This is a genomic window from Sphingomonas sp. Y38-1Y, assembly GCF_032391395.1.
Classification (GTDB): domain Bacteria; phylum Pseudomonadota; class Alphaproteobacteria; order Sphingomonadales; family Sphingomonadaceae; genus Sphingomonas.
In genome coordinates this window covers 154,423-177,907 of record NZ_CP135916.1, presented here as the reverse complement: position 1 = coordinate 177,907, position 23,485 = coordinate 154,423, and the positions used below count along the sequence as shown (strand labels likewise).

Here is a 23,485-nt window from a genome sequence, read left to right as displayed (position 1 = left end):
CGGGGATCAGCGCCGCGCTGCTGCCGCCGCCGGCCTGCGCCGCCGGCGTCAGCAGGTCGTCGATCTCATTGAGCAGCGACCAGCGAGGCGTGCCGCCCGCGGGCGCCGCTGCCAGCCACATCGTGCCGTCATTGCCGACCAGGACCAGGTCGCTGGGAACGTTGCTGCGATCATCGTAGAAGTCGGCGATTCGCATCTGCTGGCCGTTGGTCAGTCGGATCAAGAGGTCGTTGCCGCTGCGCTCCATCGCGGCGACGTCGCCGCGCTCCAGCGTGAGCCGAACGACGCTGGGGGCGTCGAGGTCGATGATGTCACCCGAAACGTCGATTTCCTTACCCGTCGCCTTGTCGATGATCTTGGCCAGCATGACGAACCCCTCTTTGCGGCCGGGGCGGGGGCGTTCGCGTCGACGGTCGTTGGGTATACGAACGCGATACGCCCCGGCGCACCGCGCCAGTTACGAGCGGGAGGACGGTCGATTGCCGCCGCGCGTTGCGACGCTTCCGATTCTGAAAATGATTGTTCGGGCGAAACGCTTTGCCCGCCGGGATCACGCGATCGTGCGGCTTCCGGCCGTCCGGTTCAGCCGACGTTGATGCGATCGATGAGCGCGGGCAGCGCCGCCAGGCTCGGCAGCTCGGCAAAGCGGTCGCCCGCCGCCGGCGGCGCGGCGTGCTCATGCGACCACGCGCCCGCTTGCGGGACATAGGCGGCCCATGCGCCGGCCGCCAGCGACGGCAGAATGTCGGACCGCATCGAATCGCCGGCCATGATCGCCTCTTCGGGCTCGACGCCATGCCGCGCGAACAGCTTTTCGAAGGTCGCGGCTGTCTTGTCGCTGACGATCTCGACCCCGGCGAAGCGATCGCCCAGGCCCGATGCGGCGAGCTTGGCCTCCTGATGCAGCAGATCGCCCTTGGTCACGAGCACGAGCTTGCCGCGGCTGTCGAGCGCGTCCAGCGTCGCGTCGATATCGTCGAGCAGCTCGACGGGGTGGGCGAGCAGGTCGCGGCCGGCGGCGAGCAGGTCGGCGATCATCCCTGGACGCATCCGGTCGCCGCAGAGTTCGACCGCGGTCTCGATCATCGACAGCGTGAACCCCTTGGCGCCGTAGCCATAGAGCGGCAGGTTGCGCGCCTCGCACGCCTCCAGCGCGGCGCGGGCGACCCCCGCCTCGGCAAAGGGGCGGAGCATCGCCAGGAACGCGTCCTCGGCAGCGTTGAAGTGCCGCATGTTGTGCCACAGCGTGTCGTCGGCATCGAGGCAGATGAGGCGGATCGTCATGCCACCTTCGCTGCCGCGATCCGCCGCGGCGATCAAGCCGGGTTGGAGGCGTTCGACGGTGCGGTGACGGCCAGGGCGGCCTTGGCGCTGCGTCCATCGGCCGCGGCCACCGCCTCGCCGATGATGAGCACCGCGGGATCGTCGTCGCTGACCGCCTCGACCAGGAAGGAAAGCGCGAACAGCTGGCCGCGGATGATCCGCTCGCTGGGCAGCGCGGCGTTGACGACGACGAGCACCGGCGTGTCCGGCGCGCGGCCCGCGGCGATGAGCTGCCGGGCGACGGTCGCGGCGGCGGCGCGGCCCATATAGACGGCAAGCGTCGCATCGGGTGCCGACAGCGTTCGCCAGTCGAGATCGAGCGGCTTTCCCGCCGATGCGTGCGCGGTCACGAAGGTGAGCTGCCGGGCGAGACCGCGCAGCGTCAGGCTCGCGCCGGCAGAGGCGACCGCGGCGCTGGCGGCGGTGATGCCGGGACAGATGTGGACGGGCACGCCGGCGGCCCGGCAGGCGGCGAGCTCCTCCGCCGTCCGCCCGAAGATCGCCGGGTCGCCGCCCTTCAGCCGAACGACGCGCCGCCCCGCGAGCGCCGCAGCGACGATCAGCGCGTCGATCGTTCCCTGATCCTTGGAATGGCGGCCCGATCGCTTGCCGACGCTGACGCGCTCGGTCTCCGGCCCGATCAGATCGAGCACACCGGGGCCGACCAGCGCGTCATGGAAGACGATGTCGGCCGCGGCGATCAGCCGCAGCGCCTTGCGCGTCAGAAGGTCGGGATCGCCCGGCCCCGCGCCGACCAGCCAGACGCTGCCGGCCGGGAACTCGTCATGCCGCATGGGTCGTCTCTCCTGCGATGAGCCGCGCGAGCGCGGGGCGGCACGAGCCGCAATTGGTGCCCGCACCGATCGCCGCGCCGATCGCGGCGACGTCGGCCAGTCCCTGGTCGCGGATCGCCGCGACGATGGTCTTGAGGCCGATGTCGAAGCATGCGCAGACCACCGGCCCGCGATCGACCACCGCCCCAGGCGCCCGGCCGGCGAGCAGCGTCGGCGCCGCTTCGACCTCGCCCAGCTGCGCGATCAGCCAGTCTCGCGCGGGCAGCTCGCCGCATTCGGTGACGAACAGCGCCGCGACGAGCCGCCCGCCGGCGAGTACCGCGACGCGGCGGGTGCCGCGCGCGGCGTCGACCGCCTCGATCCGCTCGCCCGCAGGCAGGATCGTCTCCAGCCGTGCCGGATCGCCATCGCCCGCCAGCTCCCAAAGGCTTCCCGACGGGATCGCCACGCGGGTCGCCCACAGGCAGTCGGGCCGCGGCGCCGGCTCCCCCGCAAGGATCAGGAACCCGCGCCAGCTCGTCGCGACCGCGGTGATGGCGGCCGGTGCCGCCTTGAACCCCGGCTGGCCGGAGATCGGATCGGCGAGCGGGCGCGGGAGCAGGCCGGTACGCCCGCCCGAAGAGGTTTGGTCAGTCCAGTGGATCGGTACGAACAGCTCGCCCGGCCGCTGCGCATCGGTCACACGCGCGCGATAGAGGCTCTCGCCCTGCGGCGTCGCGACCCGCGCCAGCGCGCCGTCGGCGATGCCCAGCCGCGCGGCATCCTCTGGATGCACCTCGACCAGCGGCTCCTCGCGATGGCGCGCGAGCTTGGGCGCGAGGCCGGTGCGCGTCATCGTATGCCACTGGTCGCGATAACGGCCGGTGTTGAGCGTCAGCGGCCAGTCGCGCAGCGGCGCGGCGAGCGGCTTCTGCGCCACCGGGACCAATCGCGCCCGACCGTCGGGCGTCGGAAAGCGGCCATCGGCGAACGGCGTCCCGCCCCAGCGGAACGGCGCCATCGCGTCGTAATCGGCATTGCCGCCGCTCGCCCGTCCCGTCAGCGAGAACAGCCGCGCGCCCTCGTTGCGATAGGTCGAGAGGCGGACATGCTCGCGCCAGATATCGGCGGGCCGGTCGTAGGCGAAGGCGGTCTTCCACCCCATCCGCCGCGCGACCTCCTTGACGATCCACCAGTCGGGCTTCGCCTCGCCCGGCAGCGGGAAGATCGCGCGCTGGCGGCTGATCGTGCGGTCAGAGTTGGTGACGGTCCCGTCCTTCTCGCCCCAGGCGGCGGCGGGGAGGCGGACGTGCGCGAAGGCGCCCGTGTCGGTGTCGGCCATCACGTCGCTGACGACGACGAACGGACAGGCGGTGAGCGCCTCGCGCACGCGGCCGGCGTCGGGCATCGACACCGCGGGGTTGGTCGCCATCACCCACAGCGCCTTGATCCGCCCCTCGCCGACCGCGCGGAACAGGTCGACGGCCTTGAGCCCCGGCTTGGCGGCGATCGTCGGCGAGGCCCAGAAACGCTGCACGATCGCGCGGTTCGCCTCGGCGAAGTCCATGTGCGCGGCCAGCGTCGAGGCGAGCCCGCCGACCTCGCGCCCGCCCATGGCATTGGGCTGTCCAGTGATCGAGAAGGGCTGCGCACCCGGCTTGCCGATGCGGCCGGTGGCGAGATGGACGTTCAGGATCGCGTTGACCTGATCGGTGCCGGTCAGCGACTGGTTCACGCCCTGGCTGAACAGCGTCACCGTCCGCGGCGTGGCGGCGAACCATTCGTAGAAGCGGCGGAGGTCGGCGGCGGGCACGTCGCAGGTGCGGGCGGTGGACCAGAGGTCGCTGTCCTCGATGTCCCAGAACCCCTCCGGCACCGCGACATGGTCGCGAAGGAATGCCTTGTCGAGCACGCCCGCATCTCGGCACCAGGCGAGCAGGCCGTTCATCAGCGCGACGTCGCTGCCGGGCCGGATCGCGAGGTGGAGGTCGGCCTCGTCCGCCGTTTCCGTCCGGCGCGGATCGATGACGACGAGCTTCGCACCGGCATCGCACCGCGCGCGGATGCGCTGATAGACGATCGGGTGGCACCAGGCGGTGTTCGACCCGACCAGCACGATCAGGTCGGCGGCGTCGATGTCATCATAGCTTGCCGGGACGACGTCCTCGCCGAACGCGCGGGTGTGGCCGGCAACCGCGCTCGACATGCAGAGGCGCGAATTGGTGTCGATGTTCGCGGTGCCGATAAACCCCTTCATCAGCTTGTTGGCGACGTAATAATCCTCGGTCAGCATTTGGCCCGAGACGTAGAAGGCGACGCTGCCCGGCCCATGCTCGGCGATGGTGCGGCGAAAGCGCGCGGCGACGAGGTTCAGCGCCTTGTCCCACGACGCGCGGCGACGGCCGATCATCGGATGGAGCAGCCGACCCTCCAGGCCCACCGTCTCGCCCAGATGCGTGCCCTTGGAGCAGAGTCGGCCGCGATTGGCGGGGTGGTCGGGGTCGCCCTTGATCTCGACCGATCGCTCGCCCGTGCGCGTCGCGACGATGCCGCAGCCCACGCCGCAATAGGCGCAGGTGGTCTTGATCGTCACGAACGATCCTCCCCCGGAGGGGGAGGGGGACCGCCGAAGGCGGTGGAGGGGTAGGCCGCCCAGCCATGCGGCGCTGCGTTCGAGGCGACTACCCCTCCACCAGCTTCGCTGGTCCCCCTCCCCCTCCGGGGAAGGATCTTGGCCAGCGCCCTCATGCCGCCGCCTTCAACAGGCTGGCGCGGCAGATCAGCACGCGGCCGCCGCTGATCCGGACCGGCACCGTCGGCGTGCAGCCTTTGTCCTCGCCCAGCGCCTCGCCGGTCGACAGGCTGATGCGCCAATTGTGGAGCGGGCACGCGACCGCGCCGCCATGGACGATGCCCTGGCTCAGCCGGCCATGCTTGTGTGGGCAGCGATCGAGGAGCGCGAACACCTGGCTCTCGCCGGTGCGGAACACGGCGATGTCGTCGCCGCCATCGACGGTGATCGTGCGGCTGCCGCGAAGCGGGATTTCGCCGACCCAGCCGATATCGAGCCATTCGCCGATCATGCCATTGCCTCCGCCGGGGTGAAGCGCGCCATTGGCGCGTGATGCTCGCGCTCGGCCCCGGCGACGCGCGCCGCCCAGGGATCGTCCTGCATGAAGCTCTGCGAGAAACGGAACCGTTCGGCGAGGTCGCGTCGTGCCGCCGCGTCGGGCAGCAGCCGCGACTGGATATAGGCGAGGCCGACCCGCTCGATCCACGGCGCGGTGCGCTCCAGATAGCGTGCCTCCTCGCGATAAAGCTGGATAAAGGCGGCGCACATCTCCATCGCCTCGGCCTCGGTCGCGACCTTGCACAGGAGGTCGGTGGCGCGGACCTTGATCCCGCCATTGCCGCCGACATGAAGCTCGTAGCCCGAATCGACGCAGACGATGCCGAAATCCTTGATCGTCGCCTCGGCGCAATTGCGCGGGCAGCCGGAGACGGCGATCTTGAACTTGTGCGGCATCCAGCTGCCCCAGGTGGCGCGCTCGATCTTCACGCCCAGCCCCGTCGAATCCTGCGTGCCGAACCGGCACCATTCGCTGCCGACACAGGTCTTCACCGTCCGCAGCGACTTGCCATAGGCGTGGCCGCTGACCATGCCGGCGGCGTTGAGATCGGCCCAGACGGCGGGCAGATCCTCCTTCCTGATCCCAAAGATGTCGAGCCGCTGGCCGCCGGTCACCTTGACCATCGGCGCGTCGAACTTCTCGACCACGTCGGCGATCGCGCGCAGCTCGCGCGAGTTGGTCAGGCCGCCCCACATGCGCGGCACCACCGAATAGGTGCCGTCCTTCTGGATGTTGGCATGCATCCGCTCGTTGACGAAGCGGCTCTGCTGGTCGTCCTCATATTCGCCGGGCAGCGCGCAGAGCAGGTAATAGTTGAGCGCCGGGCGGCAGGACGAACAGCCGTCGGGCGTCGACCAGTGCAGCTTCTGCATGACCTCCGGGATCGAGCGCATGCCCTGTGCGACGATCTCTCGCCGCACGTCGTCATGGCCGAAGCTGGTGCATTTGCACATCGTCTTCGGCCCGGCTTCGACTTCGGCGCCCAGCCGCAGCGCGAGCAGGCTCTCGACGATACCGGTGCAGGAGCCGCAGCTTGCCGATGCCTTGCAGCCGCTGCGCACCGCATCAAGGCTCGCCGCCCCGCCATCGATGCAGGCGAGGACGCGGCCCTTGGAGACGCCGTTGCAGCCGCAGATTTCCGCATCGTCGGAAAGCGCCGCAACGGCCGCCTTAGGGTCCGTTTGCCCCCCTCCCGAGGCATAGGCCTGGCCGAAGATCAGCGCGTCGCGGATGTCGGCGACGTCTTCGCCCTTCTTGAGCAGGTCGAAATACCAATTGCCGTCGGCGGTGTCGCCGTACAGCACCGCGCCGACGATGCGGTCACCGCGCACCACCACGCGCTTGTAGATGCCGCGGCTGGCATCGCGCAGGACGATGTCCTCCGCCCCGTCGCCGCCCGAGAAGTCGCCCGCGGAAAAGACGTCGAGCCCCGCGACCTTGAGCTTGGTCGAGGTGGGGGCGGGGCGGTAACCGGTCGGCGCCTCGACCAGCCCGTCCGCCAGCGCGCGGCACATGTCCCAGAGCGGCGCGACGAGGCCATAGACCTGGCCGTCATGCTCGACGCATTCGCCGACCGCGAGGACGCTGGGGTCGCTGGTGACCATATGATCGTCGACCTGGATCCCGCGCCCGACCGCTAGGCCCGCCTGCCGCGCCAGCGCGACCGACGGGCGGATGCCGACGGCCATGACGACGAGGTCGGCGGCGATCTCGGTCCCGTCCTTCAGCCGCACACCCTCGACCCGGCCGTCGCCGACGATCGCGGCGGTGTCGGCGCCGGTCAGGATCGTCTGCCCGCGCGCCTCCAGTGCGGTCTTGAGCAGCCAGCCCGCCGCTTCGTCGAGCTGGCGTTCCATCAGCGTCGGCATCAGGTGCAGCACCGTCACCTTCATGCCCCTGAGCGACAGGCCATGCGCTGCCTCCAGGCCCAATAGGCCGCCGCCGATCACCACCGCGCTGCCGCCGCGATCGGCTGCCGCCAGCATCGCTTCGACATCGTTCATGTCGCGGAAGCTGACGACGCCGGGCAGGTCGTGGCCGGGTACCGGGATGATGAAGGGATCGCTGCCCGTCGCGATCAGCAGCCGGTCATAGCCCATCGTCAGGCCGCTGCGGCTCGTCACCGTTCGCGCCGCGCGGTCGATACCGATGACGGGATCGCCGCTCAGCAGCGTGATGCCGTGTTCGGCATACCAGTCGTGGCCGTTGATGACGATCTCTTCGAACGTCTTTTCGCCCGCCAGCACCGGCGAGAGCATGATGCGGTTGTAGTTGACCAGCGGCTCCGCGCCGAAGATCGTCACGCGGTAGCGGCCGGGATCGCGCGCGATCAGTTCCTCGACCGCGCGACAGCCGGCCATGCCGTTGCCGATGACGATCAAATGCGGGCGCATATCGGCCTGCGCGGCCCGGATGGGTTCGTGCTTCATCAGATGGTCCAGTCGAGTTGGAGCCACAGCTTGCGGGTGTCGGTGGCGAAGCTGTCGGCGTGATAGTCGGCGTAGCGGATGCCAGCGGTGGTGCGGCCGATGCGCGCCTGGGCGAGCAGGTCGACCTCCTCGCCGTAACGGCGGGACAGCCGGTCGCTGTCGAACCGGTGCCACGTCGCCGACAGCGTCACCGCCTGAAGCGGGCCGAGCGCCTTCCACCCCCAGCCGGCGCTGGCGTAGAGGTCGCGCAGGCCGTCGGCGGGCTTCACGGTGAACTTCTCGGCCCAGCCGTTGAACTTAAAATTGGCGGCGAGCGGCGTCTGGAAGCTCGTCAGCGCGCGGCCGTCGTCGGCGCCGAACACCTCGTAGCCGCCGCCCAGCCGCGGCCCGTTCAGGTCGAGCGCGGCGTCGACTGTCCAGTAATCGGCCTGATAGTCGTTGGGATTGCGGTGATGATCGGCTTGCCGCGCATAGCTGGCCGCATAGGCGAGCTTTGCCCCGCCGATCCGCCGGGTGCCCGCCAGCCGCACGCCCAGCGTCCGGCTCGACAGACGATAGCCCTGCACCGCCGCCTCGTCCTGATCGATCCAGTAGCCGAAGCCGGTGAGCGTGCCGACCGGTGACGCCCAGGCGAGATTGGCGAGTACCGTATCGCCATCGACCGCACGCTGGCGCGCCCCGGTGCCGTCGATCCCCCAGAGCGTGCGGACCGACCAGACATAGCTGAGATCGGCCTTGAGACCCTTCACCGGCGCGAACTCGCCGCGCACCGCGTCGAAGGTCTGGGCGTTCTGGCGGAACGGGATGTTGCCGACGAACCGCTCGTCGTCGAGGGCGATGCGCTGGCGCCCCAGCGTCACCGCCTGTCCCGCCGCGGCGTAGCGCAGCTGCGCGCGGTAGAGCGCGACGTTTTGCGGATCGGCGACCAGCGGGCGGGTCTGAGTGCCGTGCAGCCCGTCATAATAGTCGCCGACGATCGCGAGGTTGCCCTGCGCCTCGATCAGCGCGGAAACGCCGCTCACGCTCGCCTCCACCCCGGCACGGACCCGCATCGTCACCGCGTCGGCATTCTGCGGCAGCCCGTCCTGCTCGGCATGTTCGTAGCGCAGCCGCGCTTCGGCCAGCGGCTTGATCGTCTGCGCGGCGGCCGGCGTCGCCGCCACCAGGGTCAGGAGCGCGAGCGCGCGCATCAGATCCGCACCCCCTCGGCCGCGCCCCAGCTGCGCCGCCAGCCGCCCTTGACCAGCGTCAGCCCGGCCAGCGCCAGCAGCGACAGCGCGGCGAAGATGAGGAAGCCGGGCGCGAAACTGCCCGTCCACTGCTTGGCGAGACCCAGCGAGGAGGCGAGATAGAAGCCGCCGACGCCGCCCGCCATGCCGACCAGCCCGGTCATTACCCCGATCTCGGCGCCGAAGCGCTGGGGCACGAGCTGGAACACCGACCCGTTGCCGACGCCCAGCGCCAGCATCGCGATGACGAACAGCGTGAGCGCGGCGACGAAGCTGCTCGCGCTCGCCACCCCCGCCAGTGCCACCGCGGCGAGCAGGAACACTGCGGTCAGCGCCTTGACGCCGCCGACCTGGTCGGCGAGCGCGCCGCCCATCGGTCGCACCAGCGACCCGGCGAACACGCACGCCGCGGTGGCATAGCCCGCCTGGATCGTCGTCAGCCCGAACCGGTCGGTAAAGTAGATCGGCAGGCTCGCCGCCAGCCCGACGAACCCGCCGAATGTGACCGAGTAAAAGGCCATCAGCCACCACGCGTCCGCCTCGCGCAGCGGCGCCATATATTCGGCCAGCCGCTTGGGCGCGGGCGCACCCGGCGCATCCTTCGCCATCAAAAGATAGAGCGCGAAAACGATCGTCAGCGGGATGCAGGCGAGCCCCAGCACCGCGTTCCAGCCGAACAGCTTGGCAAGCGCGGGCGCGAACAGCGCGGCGAGCACGGTGCCCGAATTGCCCATACCGGCCAGGCCCATCGCCTTGCCCTGATGCTCCGGCGGGTACCAGCGGCTGGCGAGCGGCAGCGCGATCGCGAACGACGCGCCGGCAAAGCCCAGCACGACGCCCAGCGCCAGTGTGCCGACAAAGCTGTTGACGCCCATGCTCCAGGCCGAGAACAGCCCGGCGATGACGATCACCTGGCTGATCGCGCCCGACCGCTTGGGGCCGATCCGGTCGACCAGCAGGCCGTTGACCACGCGCAGCACCGCGCCCGCCAGCGTCGGCACCGCGACCATCAGCCCCTGTTCGGCGGGCGTCAGCGCCAGCGTCTTGGCGATCTCGGGCGCGAGCGGCCCCAGCAGCACCCACACCATGAAGGCCAGGTCGAAGTAGAGGAAGGCGGCGACCAATGTCGGCACATGCCCGCTTCGCCAGAAATCGCTCTTCTCGGCCCGTGTCTCGTCCCAGAATGCCGTCGCCATCGCCCGTCCCCTCGGCTGAACCGGAAATAGAAAAAGCCGCCAGGACGGCGGCCCTTGTGGGGCGCGTCCTGGCGGCTTCGTTGCCTCGTCGGATGCCGGCGGTGCCGGCGTTTCCGTCAGCGGAACCTCCCCGGCGCTGGAGAGGCGTGTCGCTGCTATCTCGTGCCCGGCGTCCTTGCCGAGCGACCATCAAGGTGCCTGATTCGCGGTCGCGGCACAAGCGGTTTTCGCAGTTGCAGCATTTGCACGCCGATCGTCAGGGCAGCGCGGCGAGATAGCCCGGAATGTCGTCGGGATCGAACGCCCGGCCGTCGAAGAAGCGATCGTTGCCGAGCATCAGCCGCCCCTGCGTCGACCCCGCGCCGATCGGCTCGCCGAGCGCCCCCTCCAGCTTCGACGAGGCGCCGGGCAGCACCGCACCCGACCCCGCGAGCGCCGCGCGATAGAGGTCGGGCCTGAACGTCGCCGCCGCGATCGCCGCGTCGCCCGCGTCGTAGCCGCGCCCGTCCCAGCGCGTCATCTGCGCGTAGAGCCACGCCGCCTGGCTGCGCCACGGGAAGTTCGCCGCCTCGCGATGCTGGAACATGAAGTCGGGATAGTGGACGGGTTCCCCGCCCTGGACGAGGCGGATGCGGTCGGTGATCGCGCGCAGGATCGCGTCGGCCGGTGCGTCGAGATAGGCGGGCCGCGCGAGGATCGCGGCGTTGGTCTCCGCCGTCTCCGGTCGGACGAAATGCGCGGCCGCCGCGTGGAGCGCGCGGATCAGGCGCTGCGTCGCGTCGGCGCGCTCGGCGGCGACATCGGCGCGCATCGCCAGCACCTTTTCGACGCCGCGGCGCCAGATCTGCGCCGTCGCCAGCGCGATGCGGCCGACACCGCGATCGACCGCGATCGAATTCCATGGCTCGCCCACGCAGATGCCGTCGACTTCGCCGCTCGCCAGCGCGTCGGCGGCGAAGGGTGGGCTGGTGACGACGATCTCGACATCGGCATCGGGGCGGATGCCCACGCCGGCCAGCCAGTAGCGGAGCATGTAGTTGTGGCTCGAATAGCGATGCACGACGCCGAAGCGCAGCCGCCGCGTGCCCGCGACCGAACGCAGCGCCGCGCCGACCGTATGCGGATCACCCAGCGTGTCGCCCAGCCCGCACGCCTCGCCCAGTGCGGTCGAGAAGGTGATGGCGTTGCCGTTCAGCCCCAGCACGAACGGCACCGCCATCGCCGTCGGCGGCCGGTCGCGCCCCAGCGCGCTGGCGATCGCGAGCGGCGCGACCATGTGCGCGGCATCGGTGTGGCCATAGAGGAGCCGGTCGCGCACCGTCGCCCAGGTGACATCGCGAACCAGGTCGAGCGCCAGCCCCTCCGCCTCGGCAAAGCCGAGCTCCTGCGCCAGGATCGGCAGCGCGGCATCGACCAGCGGCAGGAAGCCGATGCGGAAGCGCTCGGTGCTCATGGCAGGTCTCCCATCAGCGCCTCGCTGGTCACGATCGCCTCGGCCACTTCGGCGATGCGGCGGTTGGATTGCATCGCGTGGCCGCGCAGCAGTGCATAGGCGGCAGGTTCGTCGATGCCGCGGCGGCGCATCAGGATCGCCTTGGCCCGGTCGATCGTCTGCCGGTCGGCCAGCGCCGTCTTCGCCTCGGCCAGCTCGGCCTGCAATCGCGAAAACGCCTGGAAGCGTCGGATCGCGACGTCGAGCACGGGCTTGATCCGCTGGCGCGCCAGCCCGTCGACGACATAGGCCGACACGCCCGCATCGACGGCGGCAAGCGCGCTTTCGGCATCGGACTGGTCGACGAACATCGCGATCGGCCGGCCCAGCACGCGCGACATGGCGAAGAAATCCTCGAGCAGGTCGCGGCTGGGGTTCTCCAGGTTGATGAGCACGACCTCCGGCGCGCACGCCTCGATCTGGCGCGCGAGCGGGCCGGCGGGGTCGATCACCACCTGATCGTCCAGCCCGGCGTCGCGAAGCCCATCGGCGATGATCGCCGCCCGCGTTTCACTGGTATCGATGATCGCGATTCGCACGGACGCTGGCTACCGCGCGCGCGGCGGTGCTGCCAGTGCGCATTCTTGAGCGAAACGACCGACCGACCCTAAAGGGCCGGCGACAGCCATTGGGGAACCATCGACACGTGAGCGCTCTTCGCCGCCGATCTCTTGCCTTGTCGCTGATGCTTGCGGCGCCGGGGACGACGGCGTTCTCGCCGCCGGGACAGGGGCCGGTCTATTCGGCGCCGTCCTCCAGCGTTCCCGCACCTATGGACCGGCGCTTCGACGGCGTCATCGAGCTGCACGTCGATGCGACCGACGTCGCCCGCCGCATCTTTTCCGTTCGCCAGCGCATCCCGGTGGACGCGAGCGGCCGGGTGACGCTGCTCTATCCGCGGTGGGAAGCCGCCAGCCACGGGCCGAGCCTGACCGTCACCGACCTCGCCGGCCTGACGATCGAGGCGGCGGGGAAGCGCGTGCCGTGGCGGCGCGACCGCTATGACCCGCACGCCTTTCACATCGAGGTGCCGCCCGGCACCCGCGCGATCGAGGTGCGGTTCCAGATGGTGGCCGGCGGCGACCTGCTGACGCCGGACGTCGTGTCCGTGCCGTGGCAGCGGCTGACGCTCTATCCGGCGGGGTGGTACACGCGGAACCTCCCGGTCGCGGCGACGCTGACCCTGCCGGCGGGGCTGCGCGCCTTCACCGCGCTGCCGGTCGAGCGTGACCGCGGCCCGACGCTGCAGTTCGAGCGGACGACGCTGGAGACGCTGCTCGACGCGCCGGTGCTGGCGGGCCGCCATGCGCGGCAGATGCCGCTGACTGCCGCCGGCCCCGGGGCCGTCATGCTCGACCTGGTGGCGGAGCGGCCGGACGATCTGGAGGTGCCGGCCGCGCGCGTCGCGGAGCTTCGTAAGCTCATCGAACAGATGCGTGCGGTGTTCGGTCCCACGCCCTTTCGCCGCTACGACATCCTGGCAAGGCTGAGCGACGACGGCGCGTCGGGCGGGACCGAGCACCGCACGTCGAGCGAGAACGGGCTGGCCTCCACCCACTTCAGCGCCTGGCAGCGCCAGCTCATGTCGCGCGACCTGATCGCGCACGAGATCGTGCACGCCTGGAACGGCTTCCATCGCACACCCGCCGACCTGTGGGCGCCGACGCCCAACGTCCCCGTCTCCGGCAGCCTGTTGTGGATGTACGAGGGGCAGACCGAGTTCTGGGGCCGCGTGCTCGCCGCCCGCGCCGGGCAATTCACGCCCGCCGAGCTGCGCGACCGGCTCGCGATCGATGCCGCCGAAGTCGCCGCGCGGCCGGGTCGCGCGTGGCGGCCGCTGTCCGACGACGTCAACTATCCGTCGTTCATGCTGGGCCAGGCGATGGGGTGGCGCGACTGGCAGCGCCGCCGCGATTATTATGCCGAAGGCGTGATGCTGTGGCTCGCGATCGATGCCGAACTGCGTGAGCGGAGCGGCGGGCGCCGCGGCATCGACGATTTCGCGCAGCGCTTCTTCGCGGGCGCTTCGGCCGAGGCGCCGACGCGCCTCTACACGTTCGGCGACATCTGCCGGACGCTGAACGAGGTGGCGCCTGCGGACTGGGACGGGATCCTGCGCGGGTGGATCGATGCGCATGACGAACTCGACACAAATCGCGGGCTGACCCGGCATGGCTGGCGGCTCGTCTTTGCCGACACGCCGACCGAGGCGTTCCTGGCGAACGAGGGGGAAGCGGGCGTTGCGGACCTCACCTATTCGATCGGGCTGACGGTCCGCGACAATGGGATGGTGAGGGCGGTCGCATGGAACGGTCCGGCGTTCGGTGCCGGCCTGCGTCCCGGCGTGCGGATCGTCGCGGTCAACGGCTCGCCCTTCGCGCGGGATGCGCTGATCGCGGCGGTGCGTCGGTCGGCGGAGCAGCCGGTCGTGGTGACGGTCGAGCGGGATGGTCGCCGGGTCGAGGCACCGCTCCGGTACCGCGGCGGCCTGCGCTATCCGCGGCTCGACCGCATCGCCGACCGGCCGGACACGCTCGGCGCGCTCATCGCGCCGCGTTGAGCGGCGGCGTCCGGTCGCGCGCAGCAACCGGACGCCCCGGTCATCAGTCGTAGATGGGCCGCAGCACCGTATCGAGGTGAAAGCGCGTCAGCGCCATCGAGGCGAGCATGTCGGGCGACCCGTCATATTCGATCGACATCCAGCCCTTGAACTCATGCTCCTTGAGCAAGCGATACAGCCCTTCGAGGTCGAGTTCGCCCAGACCCGGCTCCCAGAACCAGCGCGTGCCGTCGTCGGTGATCTCCGGATCGCGCGAATAGCGGACGCTGTCGGGCTGGAACGCCGACGCGGTGTCCTTGAGGTGGAAGGTGCTGATGCGGTCGTGATAATCCTTGTAGAAGGTGAGGATGTCCTCACCCAGGATCGCGACCTGTGCGGTGTCCAGGCAATAATGGACATAGCGCGGATCGGTCGTTTCGATCAGCTGCCGGTGGTTGGGCAGGTTGATCGCGCAGAAGAACTCGTTGTGCAGCCCGATCTTCACGCCGTTGTCGGTGGCATATTCGCCGATGGCGTTCATCACCTTGGCGCATTGCTGCACCTCTTCGTGGCTCAGTGGGCCGGTGCCGCAGTAATTCTGCGTGGGGCAGGTGTTCATGTAGCTGCCGCCGAACTTGACGATCGTGTCCACCGCCTCGCGGCCCGCGCGGATCGCTTCTTCCTCATGGCCGGCGTCGTGCGAGGCGTGGGCGCCGTGGAACATGCCGATCACCTCGACCCCGCGGTCCTTGGCAAAGGCGGCGAAGTTCTCGGGCGAGCCGAACAGCGGCAGGATGTCGGACAGATCCCAGGGCGCGATCTCGATCCCGTCAAAGCCGAGCGCCGCCTGGTACTTCAGGATCCTGTCCCAGTCCGAATAATAAGCGGTATTGGTCTTGTCCTCGTAATAGAAGTCGCGGAAGTTCTCGATCTGCCGGTACGGGATCGCCTTCCAGTGGCACATGTTGGCGTAGCGGATGTTGGGCATCGTCTGAGCCTCAGTTCGCGAATTGGTTGAGGAGGGCGCGGGTCCGCAGCAAGGCGCGGAACGGATCGCGCGTCTGACGGGCGCTGGCGACGACCGGCCCCTGATAGCCAAGGCGATCGAGCAGCGAGACGATGCCCGCCAGGTCGACCGATCCAGTGCCCGGATCGCGGAACACCTGTGTCGCGCGCGCGGCCGGGAATTCGGGATTCGCGGTCTTCCACGTCTCGTCCGCGTCGACGAAATCGGTGTCGGTCAGGTGGACGCAGCCGATCCGCGCCTGATGCGCCTCGATGAACGGCTTGGGATCGATGCCGGCGATGGTCAGCGTCGCCGCATCGATATCGAGCTTCACGCCGTCGGGCAGCGCGTCCAGTAGCGACAGGATCTGTTCCCCGCGGAACAGGCTCCAATATTCGTTGCGAAGCACCAGCGTGACGCCCGAGGCCGCCGCCTTCTCGGCGAGGCCGCCGAGCAGATCGGTCGTGCGCGCGGCGAACGTCTCGCGCTTCGCCTCTAGATCGGGATGATAATGCGCGGCGCGGCCATAGAAGGGCGACGGGCTGATCGCGAAGTAATCGGCGCCGAGGTCGGCGGCATGGGCCAGTGCCTCACCCGCGAAATGGCCCGACGCGCCGAAGAAGAAATCGAGATTGTCGTTGCGCATGAACAGGTTGGGGTCGAACGTGACCCCCGTCACCCGATCGATGCCGGCGTCCGCCAGCACCGTCCGGTAATTGGCGGCGCTCTCGTACTTGGTGTTGATGCAATAGCGGTTCATCGGCACGCCGCTGCGTCCGCCGAACTGCCACACGGGTTCATAGGGGATCTCGATCGAGCGAAATCCGCTCGCGCGGATCAGAGGATAGAGTTCTTCCCAGAAATACTTGCTCTCAAACCGGTTTCGGTTCGGCTCCTGGTAATGGCGGTTGATCAGGTCGAGGCTGATCGCAATCCGATCGCTGTTCATCACGCGGGTCCGTTCAAATGGGATGCAAGAGGCTCAGTCGGCGAGCGTGCGCTGAGAGAGCGCCAGCGACTCGTCCATCGGCATCGTCGGGAAATATTCGAGGCCGATCGCGCCGGTGTAGCCAAGGCCGCGCAGCGTCCGCGTGACCTGGTCCCAGTCGACGCTGCCGGTGCCGGGCTCGTTGCGGTCGGGCATGTCGGCGACCTGCACATGCTCGACCAGGTGGATGCGCCCCGCCAGGACCTCGGCCATGTCCTCGCCCATGACGGCGCTGTGCCAGACGTCGTAGAGGAGGCGGAGGTTGGGGCTGTTCACCGCCTCGATCAGGTCGAGGCCGAGCTTGGTGCTGACCAGGTACATGGTCGCGAACAGGCGCGTGTTGAGCGGTTCGAGCAGCAGCATCACGCCCGCCGCCTCGGCCGCGTCCGCTGCCTCACGCAGCGCGGTGACGGCGTTGGCGAAATGCTCGTCCTCGCTCATGCCCTCGACGCGGAAGCCCGAGGCGACGATCAGGTTCGGCTTGCCGAGGATCGCGGTCGCTGCGATCGTCTCGCGCACCGCGGTCACCATCTCCTCGCGTTGGGCGGGGTCGACGATCGAGCGGCGCGGATCGACGCACAGGCTGGTCAGGCGCATGCCGGTTTCGTCCAGCGCGGTCGCCAGCGCCTCGACCGGCTTGTCGCGCCACAGGTGGAATTCGGCCAGCTCGAACCCGGCAGCCTTGGCCGCGCGCAGCCGCGCGTCGAGATCGCCGGCCTCGACGAACTGCCATTCGATGCAAGAGGATAGTGGGTAAGCCGCAGACATAGGATCCCTTCCCATTCTACGGCCCCGTGATGCGCCCGCGCATCCGTATGCCTGGCGGGTCGATCCCGCTATTTTGTGCGCCGCTATTACGTCGGCGCGGCGCGGTAATCAATCGCGGCCGTGCACGCTCGATCGACGGGGCGCGGCGGGTCGGCGATTTCCGACGCCGCGCGCCCCCGTCGCGATCGCGTCAGTAGTTCAGGCGAAGCCCCGCCTTGAACGTCTGGCCGAAGGGCGAGAAGATGATGGCGTTGCCGGTTCCGTGCGAGCCGGGATTGAGCGGCGGCATCGTGTTGGTGACGTTGTCGATGCCGAGGAACACGGTGAACGACCGGTCGGGGCCATAGTCGAGCTTGTACTGCGCGAGCAGGTCCAGATAGCCGCGCGAGGGGACCGCGTTGGTGCTGGAGCTGTTGACCAGGTTCTGGTCATAGCCGTCCTGCTCCGGCCCCACGAACGCGGCGTTGTAGAAGCCGCTGTTGATGAAGCGGCCGTGGGCGTTGAGCGTGAAGTTGTTGAGCGTCCAGCTGACCAGCCCGTCGAGGACGAGGTCCGGCAGGCCGGCGGGCGTGCCGCCGCGAAGCCCGGTCTGGCCCGCGCGGTTGGTGGCGCCGACCGCATCGACGGTGATGAAGTCTTTCACATAGGTCGTCAGCAGCCGAAAATTGACGTCGCCCAAGGCTCCCAGCGGCTGGCGATACTCGATCTCGGCATCGACGCCGCGGTTGATGACCTCGTTGACGTTCTGGAGCACGTCGGTGACCTGGGTGATGCTGCCATCGGCGCCGCGCACGATCAGGTCGCACGCGCTTTGCAGCCCCTCGAAACAGCGGGTCGCGATGTTCTGCTGGCCCAGCGTCGCAATCGCGTCGTCCACCTTGATCTCGTAATAGTCGATCGAGGCGCGGAAGCGGCCGAGGAAGCCGCCCGACGGCTTCAGCACGACGCCCGCGGTGAAGGTGTCGGCACGCTCCGGGCGAAGCGAGGGGTTCGAGCCGCTGAAGATGCGCGGGTTGGTCTGCGCACCGCCGCGCGAGGGATCGGTGACGATGCCGCTGATCGCGGTGGTCGGGCCGAACAGCTCGCTGACATTGGGCGCGCGGATGTCGCGCGAATTGGTGGCGCGGAAGCGGATCGCGGGGATCGGCTCGTACACCGCGCCGTATTTGTAGGTGGTGACGCTGAGGTCGGAGGAGGGCGCAAGCTCGCTCGACCGGTTGTAGCGCGTGCGCCGGATCGCGCCGCTGATGCTCAGCTCGTTGGCAAAGGATTCGCCGCGCAGGATCGGGATCTCGCCCTCGACATAGCCTTCGACCACCTCGATCTTGCCCGACACGCGCGAGCCGTTGGCCGAGAAGAAGGCGAGCGAGCGGGAGAGATCGTCGGCATCGCCCTGGACGCTGTCCGAGCGATACTCGCCGCCGACCGCGATCGCGACGGCACCGGCGGGCAGGTCGAACAGCTTGCCGCGAATGTTGCCGGCGACGACGTGCTGCGTCGTGTTGTTGGTCTGGAAGCCATCAGCGGTGACATAGTCGCGCGCCGCCTGGCTCGATTGCTGGCCGAAGGGATTGAAGGCGACGCAGTTCGGGTCGTTGTTGGCGGGATTGGCGTCGGCATTGACGCGGCAGACGATCTGCCCGCTCGGATCGCGGACCGCGTCGAGCGCCAGCAGCATCCGCGACGTGATCGTGTGGTTGGTCACGTCGTTGCGGAATTCGTTGCGGCCGTACTGGTAATAGGCGTCCCAGTCGAAGCGCGACGAGATCGTTCCCTTTACCGAGGCGACGATGCGGTAGAGGTCGTTGTTGGTGGTGATGTCGGGCCGGCCGAGCTCGACAAAGCCCTTGCCCATCTGGAACGAGGTCAGATTGCCCTGTGCGAGCAGCGTCGGGATATCGAGGCTGGGATCGGACGAGCGCGGCAGGAACGGGTTGTCGTTGCGGATGGTGAAGTTGGGGTTGCGATAGACCGTCGCGCTGTAGCTCGACGTCAGATGGCCGTAATTGCCCATCAGCGAGAAGGTGAGGCCGGGCGACACTTCCCAATCGACATTGGCGGTAACGGCATAGCGTTCCAGCGGGGCGCTGAAATACAGGTCCTTGAAATAGGCGTTCCGCCCCTCGCCCTCACCGCCGACCATGTAGAGGTTGTTGACGAGCGAACCGTACTGGAAGCGGCGCGGCGTGCCGTCGGGACCGAAGGTGATGCCGTCGATCGGTCGGAGCAGCGGCGTCGGCCGGCCGGAATAGGCGGCGGTCGGCGGCACGGTGACGCCGTTGAACGGCACGGTCGAGGGGCGCACGTCGCCGAGGATGTTGTTGGCGGGCAGCGCGAGATAGCCGGGATTCCGGCCGAAGTTCAGCACCTCTGTCCGGCAGAAGGGGCGGGCCTGGCAATCGCCGATGCCCTGGCTGTTCTCATACTCGCCGCCGATGACGAAGCGGACATTGTCGCCGATGCGGGTGCCGGCGCCCAGCCCAATGGTGACGTTGCCGTTGTCGCCATATTTGGTGACGCCGGTCTGTGCGGTCGCGCGGATGCCCTCCAGCCGATGATTGAGGATCAGGTTGGCGACGCCCGCGACCGCGTCGGAGCCATATTGCGCGGACGCGCCGCCGGTCACGACCTCGGCCCGCTCCAAGAGGATCGACGGGATCATGTTGGTGTCGACCGTCGCCTGCGTCGTCGAGGGGACGAAGCGCTTGCCGTCGACGAGCGTCAGCGTGCGGACCGCGCCAAGGCCGCGAAGGTCGAGGATGCGGCCGCCGACATAGCCCGCATTGGGATTGAGCTCGCCCGAGGCAGGCGTGTTCGACGCGCGAAAGGCGGGGACTTCGTTGAGCGCGTCGGCGACGTTGGCGATGCCGCGCTGCTCCAGCCGGGCGGTGCCGACCACCGAGACGGGCGAGGGCGCGGAGAAGCCGCCGCCGAGGCGCGTGCCGGTCACGACGATGTCCTCGACCGCGCCGTCGGTCACGCCGGCGGGCGCGGTATCGGCGGGGCTGTCCTGAGTCGCCGCGTCCTGCGGTGTCCCGGCGACGGGCGCGGCGGGCGCGTCCTGCGCATGGGCCGGAGCGCCGGCGAGCGCGGCGAGAAGGGCGGCGGCGCTGACACCGGCGAGCGTCGAACGATAGGGGGCGGGCATGATGTCGATCCTCTCTGGCATCGCGCACTCTGTCGCGTTCGGAAGAAAGCTATCAAACCGGACGCGGCGCTGACAAGAAAAAATAGCTATCAAAGCTACCTATTTTTTCACTGCTATATATCAGTGGTTTAGCCAGAAAAAACGTCGTGTGGGCTAATCCCGCCGTTGACACTGTCGAGTCTAGAAAGATACCAAGCTACCTAATCAGGTCGGCATGGATGCTGGTCTCAGGGGAGCGATCAAGAGGCGCAATGTCCGAGCAGCCAGTCAATCCGAAAGTGCAGAGCGTCGAGCGGACCGAGGACCGGATCCTTACCTCCGACTTGTTCGAAAAGCGCGATCGCACGCTGCCGCCGCGCAATGGCGAGGGTACGCATCATGAGCCGGCGCGCGACGTGCCGATCTATCACCAGTGCGACGTGCTGGTGGTCGGTGGCGGCCCGTCGGGATCGGCCGCCGCCTATGCCGCGGCAAAGGCGGGCGCGGACGTCGTGCTGCTCGAGCGGTACAATCATCTGGGCGGGCTTTCGACCGGCGGTCTCGTCATCTGGATCGACCGGATGACCGACTGGACCGGCCGTCCCGTCATCCGCGGCTTTGCCGAGGAAGTGCTGTCGCGGCTCCCGCCCGAGGGCGTCGCGGGGCCAGGCCCCAATCAATGGGGATCGCAGGACCCGGCGCTCGCCGCCTATTGGCAGCAGCGGACCGCCGCGTTCCACGGCATCGTCGCCTGGTCGCCGACGATCGATCCCGAACGATTGAAGCTCGTGTCGCAGGAAATGCTGATCGAAGCGGGCGTGCGCCTCGTCTTTCACGGCTGGGCGGCGCTGCCGATCGTCGAGGACGGGCAGGTGCGCGGCGCCTATTTCGAGAGCAAGGCCGGGCGTCAGGCGATGATGGCTAAGGTCGTCGTCGATGCGACGGGCGACGGCGACATGTTCGCGCGCGCGGGCGCCGATTTTGACAACGACATCGAGCCGGCCGACACGCATCATTCGATGAACACCGCCTTCATGCTGGGCGGCGTCGACATGCCGCGCTGGCTCGACTTTCGCGCCGCCGATCCGGAGCGCTATTCGGCATTCGTGCAGCGCGGGCGGCAGGAACTCGGCTTCTTCCAGGCGCCCTATGTGTCGTGGCGCGACGACATCGCGCTGTTCCTGGGCCCGCGGCAGACGGGCCTGTCGGCGCTTGACGTCGACGAGATGACGGAGATCGAGATCCGCTCGCACCGCTTCATGGCGAGCCATTGCGACTTCTTCCGCGCCAACGCGCCGGGCTTCGAGGATGCATACATGCTGCAAAGCGCGCCGCAGCTCGGCGTGCGGCATACGCGGCGGCTGGCGGGTGTCGACCGGGTGGAGCGCGCGAACTGGTCGAGCGGCGCGGTGCATGCCGACGAGGTGGGCGTGAGCCCGTCGGTTTCGCCCAAATTCCCGGTCATCTCGGTCCCTTATGGCGCACTGGTGCCGCGGCGGCTGGACGGGTTGCTCGCGTGCGGGCGGCACATCTCGTGCGATGCCAATTCGCACGGCTTCCTGCGCGAGATCCCGCAATGCTGGCTGACCGGCCAGGCGGCGGGCGCGGCGGCGGCGCTGGCGGCGAAGGCCGGCGTCCAGCCGCGCGCGGTCGACGTGGCCGAGCTTCAGGCGGTGCTTCGCGACCAGGGCGTGTTCCTTCAGGATCGCACCGAGACGACGGCCGAACCGGCCAGGGCCGCGCGCGCCTGAGCAACAAAGTGGAGCCGGCACCAAGCCCGGCCCGAGTGAGGAGAGTGAAGTCGATGCCCGAGCTGCGCAGCCTAGCCGCCAATTCGCCGTCGCGCCGGGCGCACTGGCACGCGCTGGGGCTGAGCGAGGCGGACCTCCTCAAGCCCAAGATCGCGGTGGTCAATTCCTCGTCCGAGCTCGCGGTCTGCTACGCGCATCTGGATGGCGTGGCCAAGGTGGTGAAGGACGCGATCCGCGCCGCGGGCGGCGTGCCGTTCGAGGTGCGCACCGCCGCCCCGTCCGACTTCATCACCGGCGCGGGCAAGCAGGGGAGCTACATCCTCGCCGCGCGCGACATCGTCACGCACGACATCGAGGTGCAGGTCGAGGCGGCGCTGCTCGACGGCATGATCTGCCTGACCTCTTGCGACAAGACGCCGCCCGGGCATCTGATGGCGGCGGCGCGGCTCAACATTCCGACGATCCTGGTGATCGGCGGCTATCAGGCCTCGGGCGCGATCGACGGCGAGCCCGTCGACCTGGAAGACCTGTGGTCGGGCACGATCGCCGAGCGCGTCGGCGGCAAGGCGAAGTTCCCGCTGGAGGCGATGGTGCCGCAGGCGGTGCGGGGACCGGGCGTCTGCGCCGGCATGGCGACCGCCAACACCATGCATTGCGTCGTCGAGGCGCTGGGCATGTGCATCCCCGGCTCCGCCCCCGTGCGCGCCAACAGCGACAAGATGTTCGACAAGGCGCGCGAGGCCGGCGCGCGGATCGTCGCGATGGTTCAGGAAGGGCTGCTGCCGCGCACCATCCTGACCGAAGCCGCGTTCCGCAACGCCGCCGCGGTGACGCTCGCCGTGTCGGGATCGATCAACGCGATCAAGCATCTGCAGGCCGTCGCGGTCGAGGCCGGCACCGACGCCGACCTGTTCGCGATCTGGGACGAGGTCGGGCGCCAGGTGCCGGTGCTGAGCGCGGTGCGCCCCAACGGCCCCGTCCGCATCGAGCAGTTCGAGGATGCCGGCGGCGCCGCGGCGACGATGAAGCGGCTGGCGCCGATCCTGGACCTGACCGCGCAGACCTGCATGAACCAGCCGCTCGGCGCCGTGCTCGACGCGCAGCCGGATGGCGACGCCGACATCATCCGCCCGCTCGACCGGCCGATTTCGGAAGGGCCGTCGATCGCGATCCTGAAAGGCAGCCTCGCCCCCGAGAGCGCGATCGTGAAGCTGGGCGTGCGCGACCCCAAGCGGCCCGACCGCTTCGAGGGGCGCGCGCGCGTGTTCGAGGACACGCCGAGCGCGATGGCCGCGATCGAGCGGCAGGCGATCGCCAAGGGCGACGTCGTCATCCTGCGCGGGCAGGGGCCCAAGGGCGGGCCGGCGATGGGCGGCGGCGCCAGCCTGGTGCTGTTCGCGATCGATGCGGCGGGCCTGGCGCGCGACATCGCCTTTATCACCGACTGCCAGCTGTCGGGCCTGTGCCTGAAGGGACTGACCGTCGCCGAGGTCTCGCCCGAGGCGGCGGTGGGCGGGCCGCTGGCGCGCGTACGCGATGGCGATCGGATCGTCATCGACGTGCCGGCGCGCAGCCTCGACATCGACGTCGCGCCGGCCGAGCTCGACGCGCGGCCCTGGAATCAGAATTACCCGAATGCCGCCACCGGCTATCTCGCCGCCTATCGCCGCGACGTGCAGCCGATGTCCAAGGGGGCGGTGACGATCCCCACCGCATGATGCCGGAAACCGCCT

General features: G+C 69.2%; 16 protein-coding genes and 1 pseudogene. 3 read left to right on the top strand and 14 right to left on the bottom strand.

Features of this window, described 5'->3' with window-relative positions; genetic code table 11:
• Positions 1 to 88: 88 nt before the first annotated feature.
• The 10 genes and pseudogenes from RS883_RS17105 to RS883_RS00760 form a co-directional block, all read right to left on the bottom strand.
• A pseudogene (locus tag RS883_RS17105) lies at positions 89 to 367 on the bottom strand (BapA/Bap/LapF family prefix-like domain-containing protein); the annotation flags it as partial.
• Between the two features lie 215 nt (positions 368 to 582).
• On the bottom strand, positions 583 to 1,284 hold the full coding sequence (locus RS883_RS00800) for an HAD family hydrolase (RefSeq protein WP_315761722.1): 702 nt from the start codon (positions 1,282 to 1,284) through the stop codon (positions 583 to 585).
• A gap of 32 nt (positions 1,285 to 1,316) precedes the next feature.
• Positions 1,317 to 2,117 (bottom strand): uroporphyrinogen-III C-methyltransferase, encoded by an 801-nt coding sequence (gene cobA, locus RS883_RS00795; protein ID WP_315761720.1) that lies wholly within the window; start codon positions 2,115 to 2,117, stop codon positions 1,317 to 1,319.
• Positions 2,107 to 4,689 (bottom strand): molybdopterin-dependent oxidoreductase, encoded by a 2,583-nt coding sequence (locus RS883_RS00790; protein WP_315761718.1) that lies wholly within the window; start codon positions 4,687 to 4,689, stop codon positions 2,107 to 2,109. Before RS883_RS00790 ends, cobA begins: the two co-directional genes overlap by 11 nt.
• A gap of 151 nt (positions 4,690 to 4,840) precedes the next feature.
• The gene (gene nirD, locus RS883_RS00785) at positions 4,841 to 5,179 is read right to left on the bottom strand and encodes a nitrite reductase small subunit NirD (protein ID WP_315761716.1); all 339 of its coding nucleotides are present in this window, start codon (positions 5,177 to 5,179) and stop codon (positions 4,841 to 4,843) included.
• Complete coding sequence (gene nirB / locus RS883_RS00780) at positions 5,176 to 7,656, bottom strand: nitrite reductase large subunit NirB (RefSeq protein WP_315761714.1); 2,481 nt, start codon at positions 7,654 to 7,656, stop codon at positions 5,176 to 5,178. The genes nirD and nirB overlap by 4 nt, the downstream gene beginning before the upstream one ends.
• On the bottom strand, positions 7,656 to 8,846 hold the full coding sequence (locus RS883_RS00775; protein ID WP_315761712.1) for a hypothetical protein: 1,191 nt from the start codon (positions 8,844 to 8,846) through the stop codon (positions 7,656 to 7,658). Before RS883_RS00775 ends, nirB begins: the two co-directional genes overlap by 1 nt.
• Positions 8,846 to 10,081 carry a nitrate/nitrite transporter gene (locus tag RS883_RS00770; protein WP_315761710.1) on the bottom strand — a complete coding sequence of 412 codons (1,236 nt, stop codon included), beginning with the start codon at positions 10,079 to 10,081 and terminating at the stop codon, positions 8,846 to 8,848. The genes RS883_RS00775 and RS883_RS00770 overlap by 1 nt, the downstream gene beginning before the upstream one ends.
• A gap of 256 nt (positions 10,082 to 10,337) precedes the next feature.
• The gene (locus tag RS883_RS00765) at positions 10,338 to 11,534 is read right to left on the bottom strand and encodes an ABC transporter substrate-binding protein (RefSeq protein WP_315761709.1); all 1,197 of its coding nucleotides are present in this window, start codon (positions 11,532 to 11,534) and stop codon (positions 10,338 to 10,340) included.
• Positions 11,531 to 12,112: an ANTAR domain-containing response regulator gene (locus RS883_RS00760; RefSeq protein WP_315761707.1), complete on the bottom strand. Its 582-nt coding sequence runs from the start codon at positions 12,110 to 12,112 to the stop codon at positions 11,531 to 11,533. The genes RS883_RS00765 and RS883_RS00760 overlap by 4 nt, the downstream gene beginning before the upstream one ends.
• 146 nt (positions 12,113 to 12,258) lie before the next feature.
• Between RS883_RS00760 and RS883_RS00755 the strand changes: the two genes are divergently transcribed.
• Complete coding sequence (locus tag RS883_RS00755) at positions 12,259 to 14,133, top strand: peptidase M61 (protein WP_315765219.1); 1,875 nt, start codon at positions 12,259 to 12,261, stop codon at positions 14,131 to 14,133.
• Between the two features lie 43 nt (positions 14,134 to 14,176).
• On the opposite strand, the gene RS883_RS00750 is transcribed toward RS883_RS00755, so the two are convergent.
• The 4 genes from RS883_RS00750 to RS883_RS00735 all read right to left on the bottom strand — a co-directional run bounded on the left by RS883_RS00750 (position 14,177) and on the right by RS883_RS00735 (position 20,043).
• Complete coding sequence (locus RS883_RS00750) at positions 14,177 to 15,100, bottom strand: sugar phosphate isomerase/epimerase (RefSeq protein ID WP_315761705.1); 924 nt, start codon at positions 15,098 to 15,100, stop codon at positions 14,177 to 14,179.
• Between the two features lie 10 nt (positions 15,101 to 15,110).
• Positions 15,111 to 16,067 (bottom strand): sugar phosphate isomerase/epimerase, encoded by a 957-nt coding sequence (locus RS883_RS00745; protein ID WP_315761703.1) that lies wholly within the window; start codon positions 16,065 to 16,067, stop codon positions 15,111 to 15,113.
• A 33-nt stretch (positions 16,068 to 16,100) separates the two neighbouring features.
• A complete protein-coding gene (locus tag RS883_RS00740; RefSeq protein ID WP_315761702.1) occupies positions 16,101 to 16,874 on the bottom strand; it encodes a TIM barrel protein in 774 nt (257 codons plus the stop codon).
• A 190-nt stretch (positions 16,875 to 17,064) separates the two neighbouring features.
• Positions 17,065 to 20,043: a TonB-dependent receptor domain-containing protein gene (locus RS883_RS00735; RefSeq protein ID WP_315761700.1), complete on the bottom strand. Its 2,979-nt coding sequence runs from the start codon at positions 20,041 to 20,043 to the stop codon at positions 17,065 to 17,067.
• Between the two features lie 230 nt (positions 20,044 to 20,273).
• On the opposite strand from RS883_RS00735, the gene RS883_RS00730 reads away from it, so the two are divergent.
• Positions 20,274 to 21,752 carry an FAD-dependent oxidoreductase gene (locus RS883_RS00730; protein WP_315761698.1) on the top strand — a complete coding sequence of 493 codons (1,479 nt, stop codon included), beginning with the start codon at positions 20,274 to 20,276 and terminating at the stop codon, positions 21,750 to 21,752.
• 53 nt (positions 21,753 to 21,805) lie between these two features.
• Positions 21,806 to 23,470 carry a dihydroxy-acid dehydratase gene (locus RS883_RS00725; RefSeq protein WP_315761696.1) on the top strand — a complete coding sequence of 555 codons (1,665 nt, stop codon included), beginning with the start codon at positions 21,806 to 21,808 and terminating at the stop codon, positions 23,468 to 23,470.
• Positions 23,471 to 23,485 lie beyond the last annotated feature (15 nt).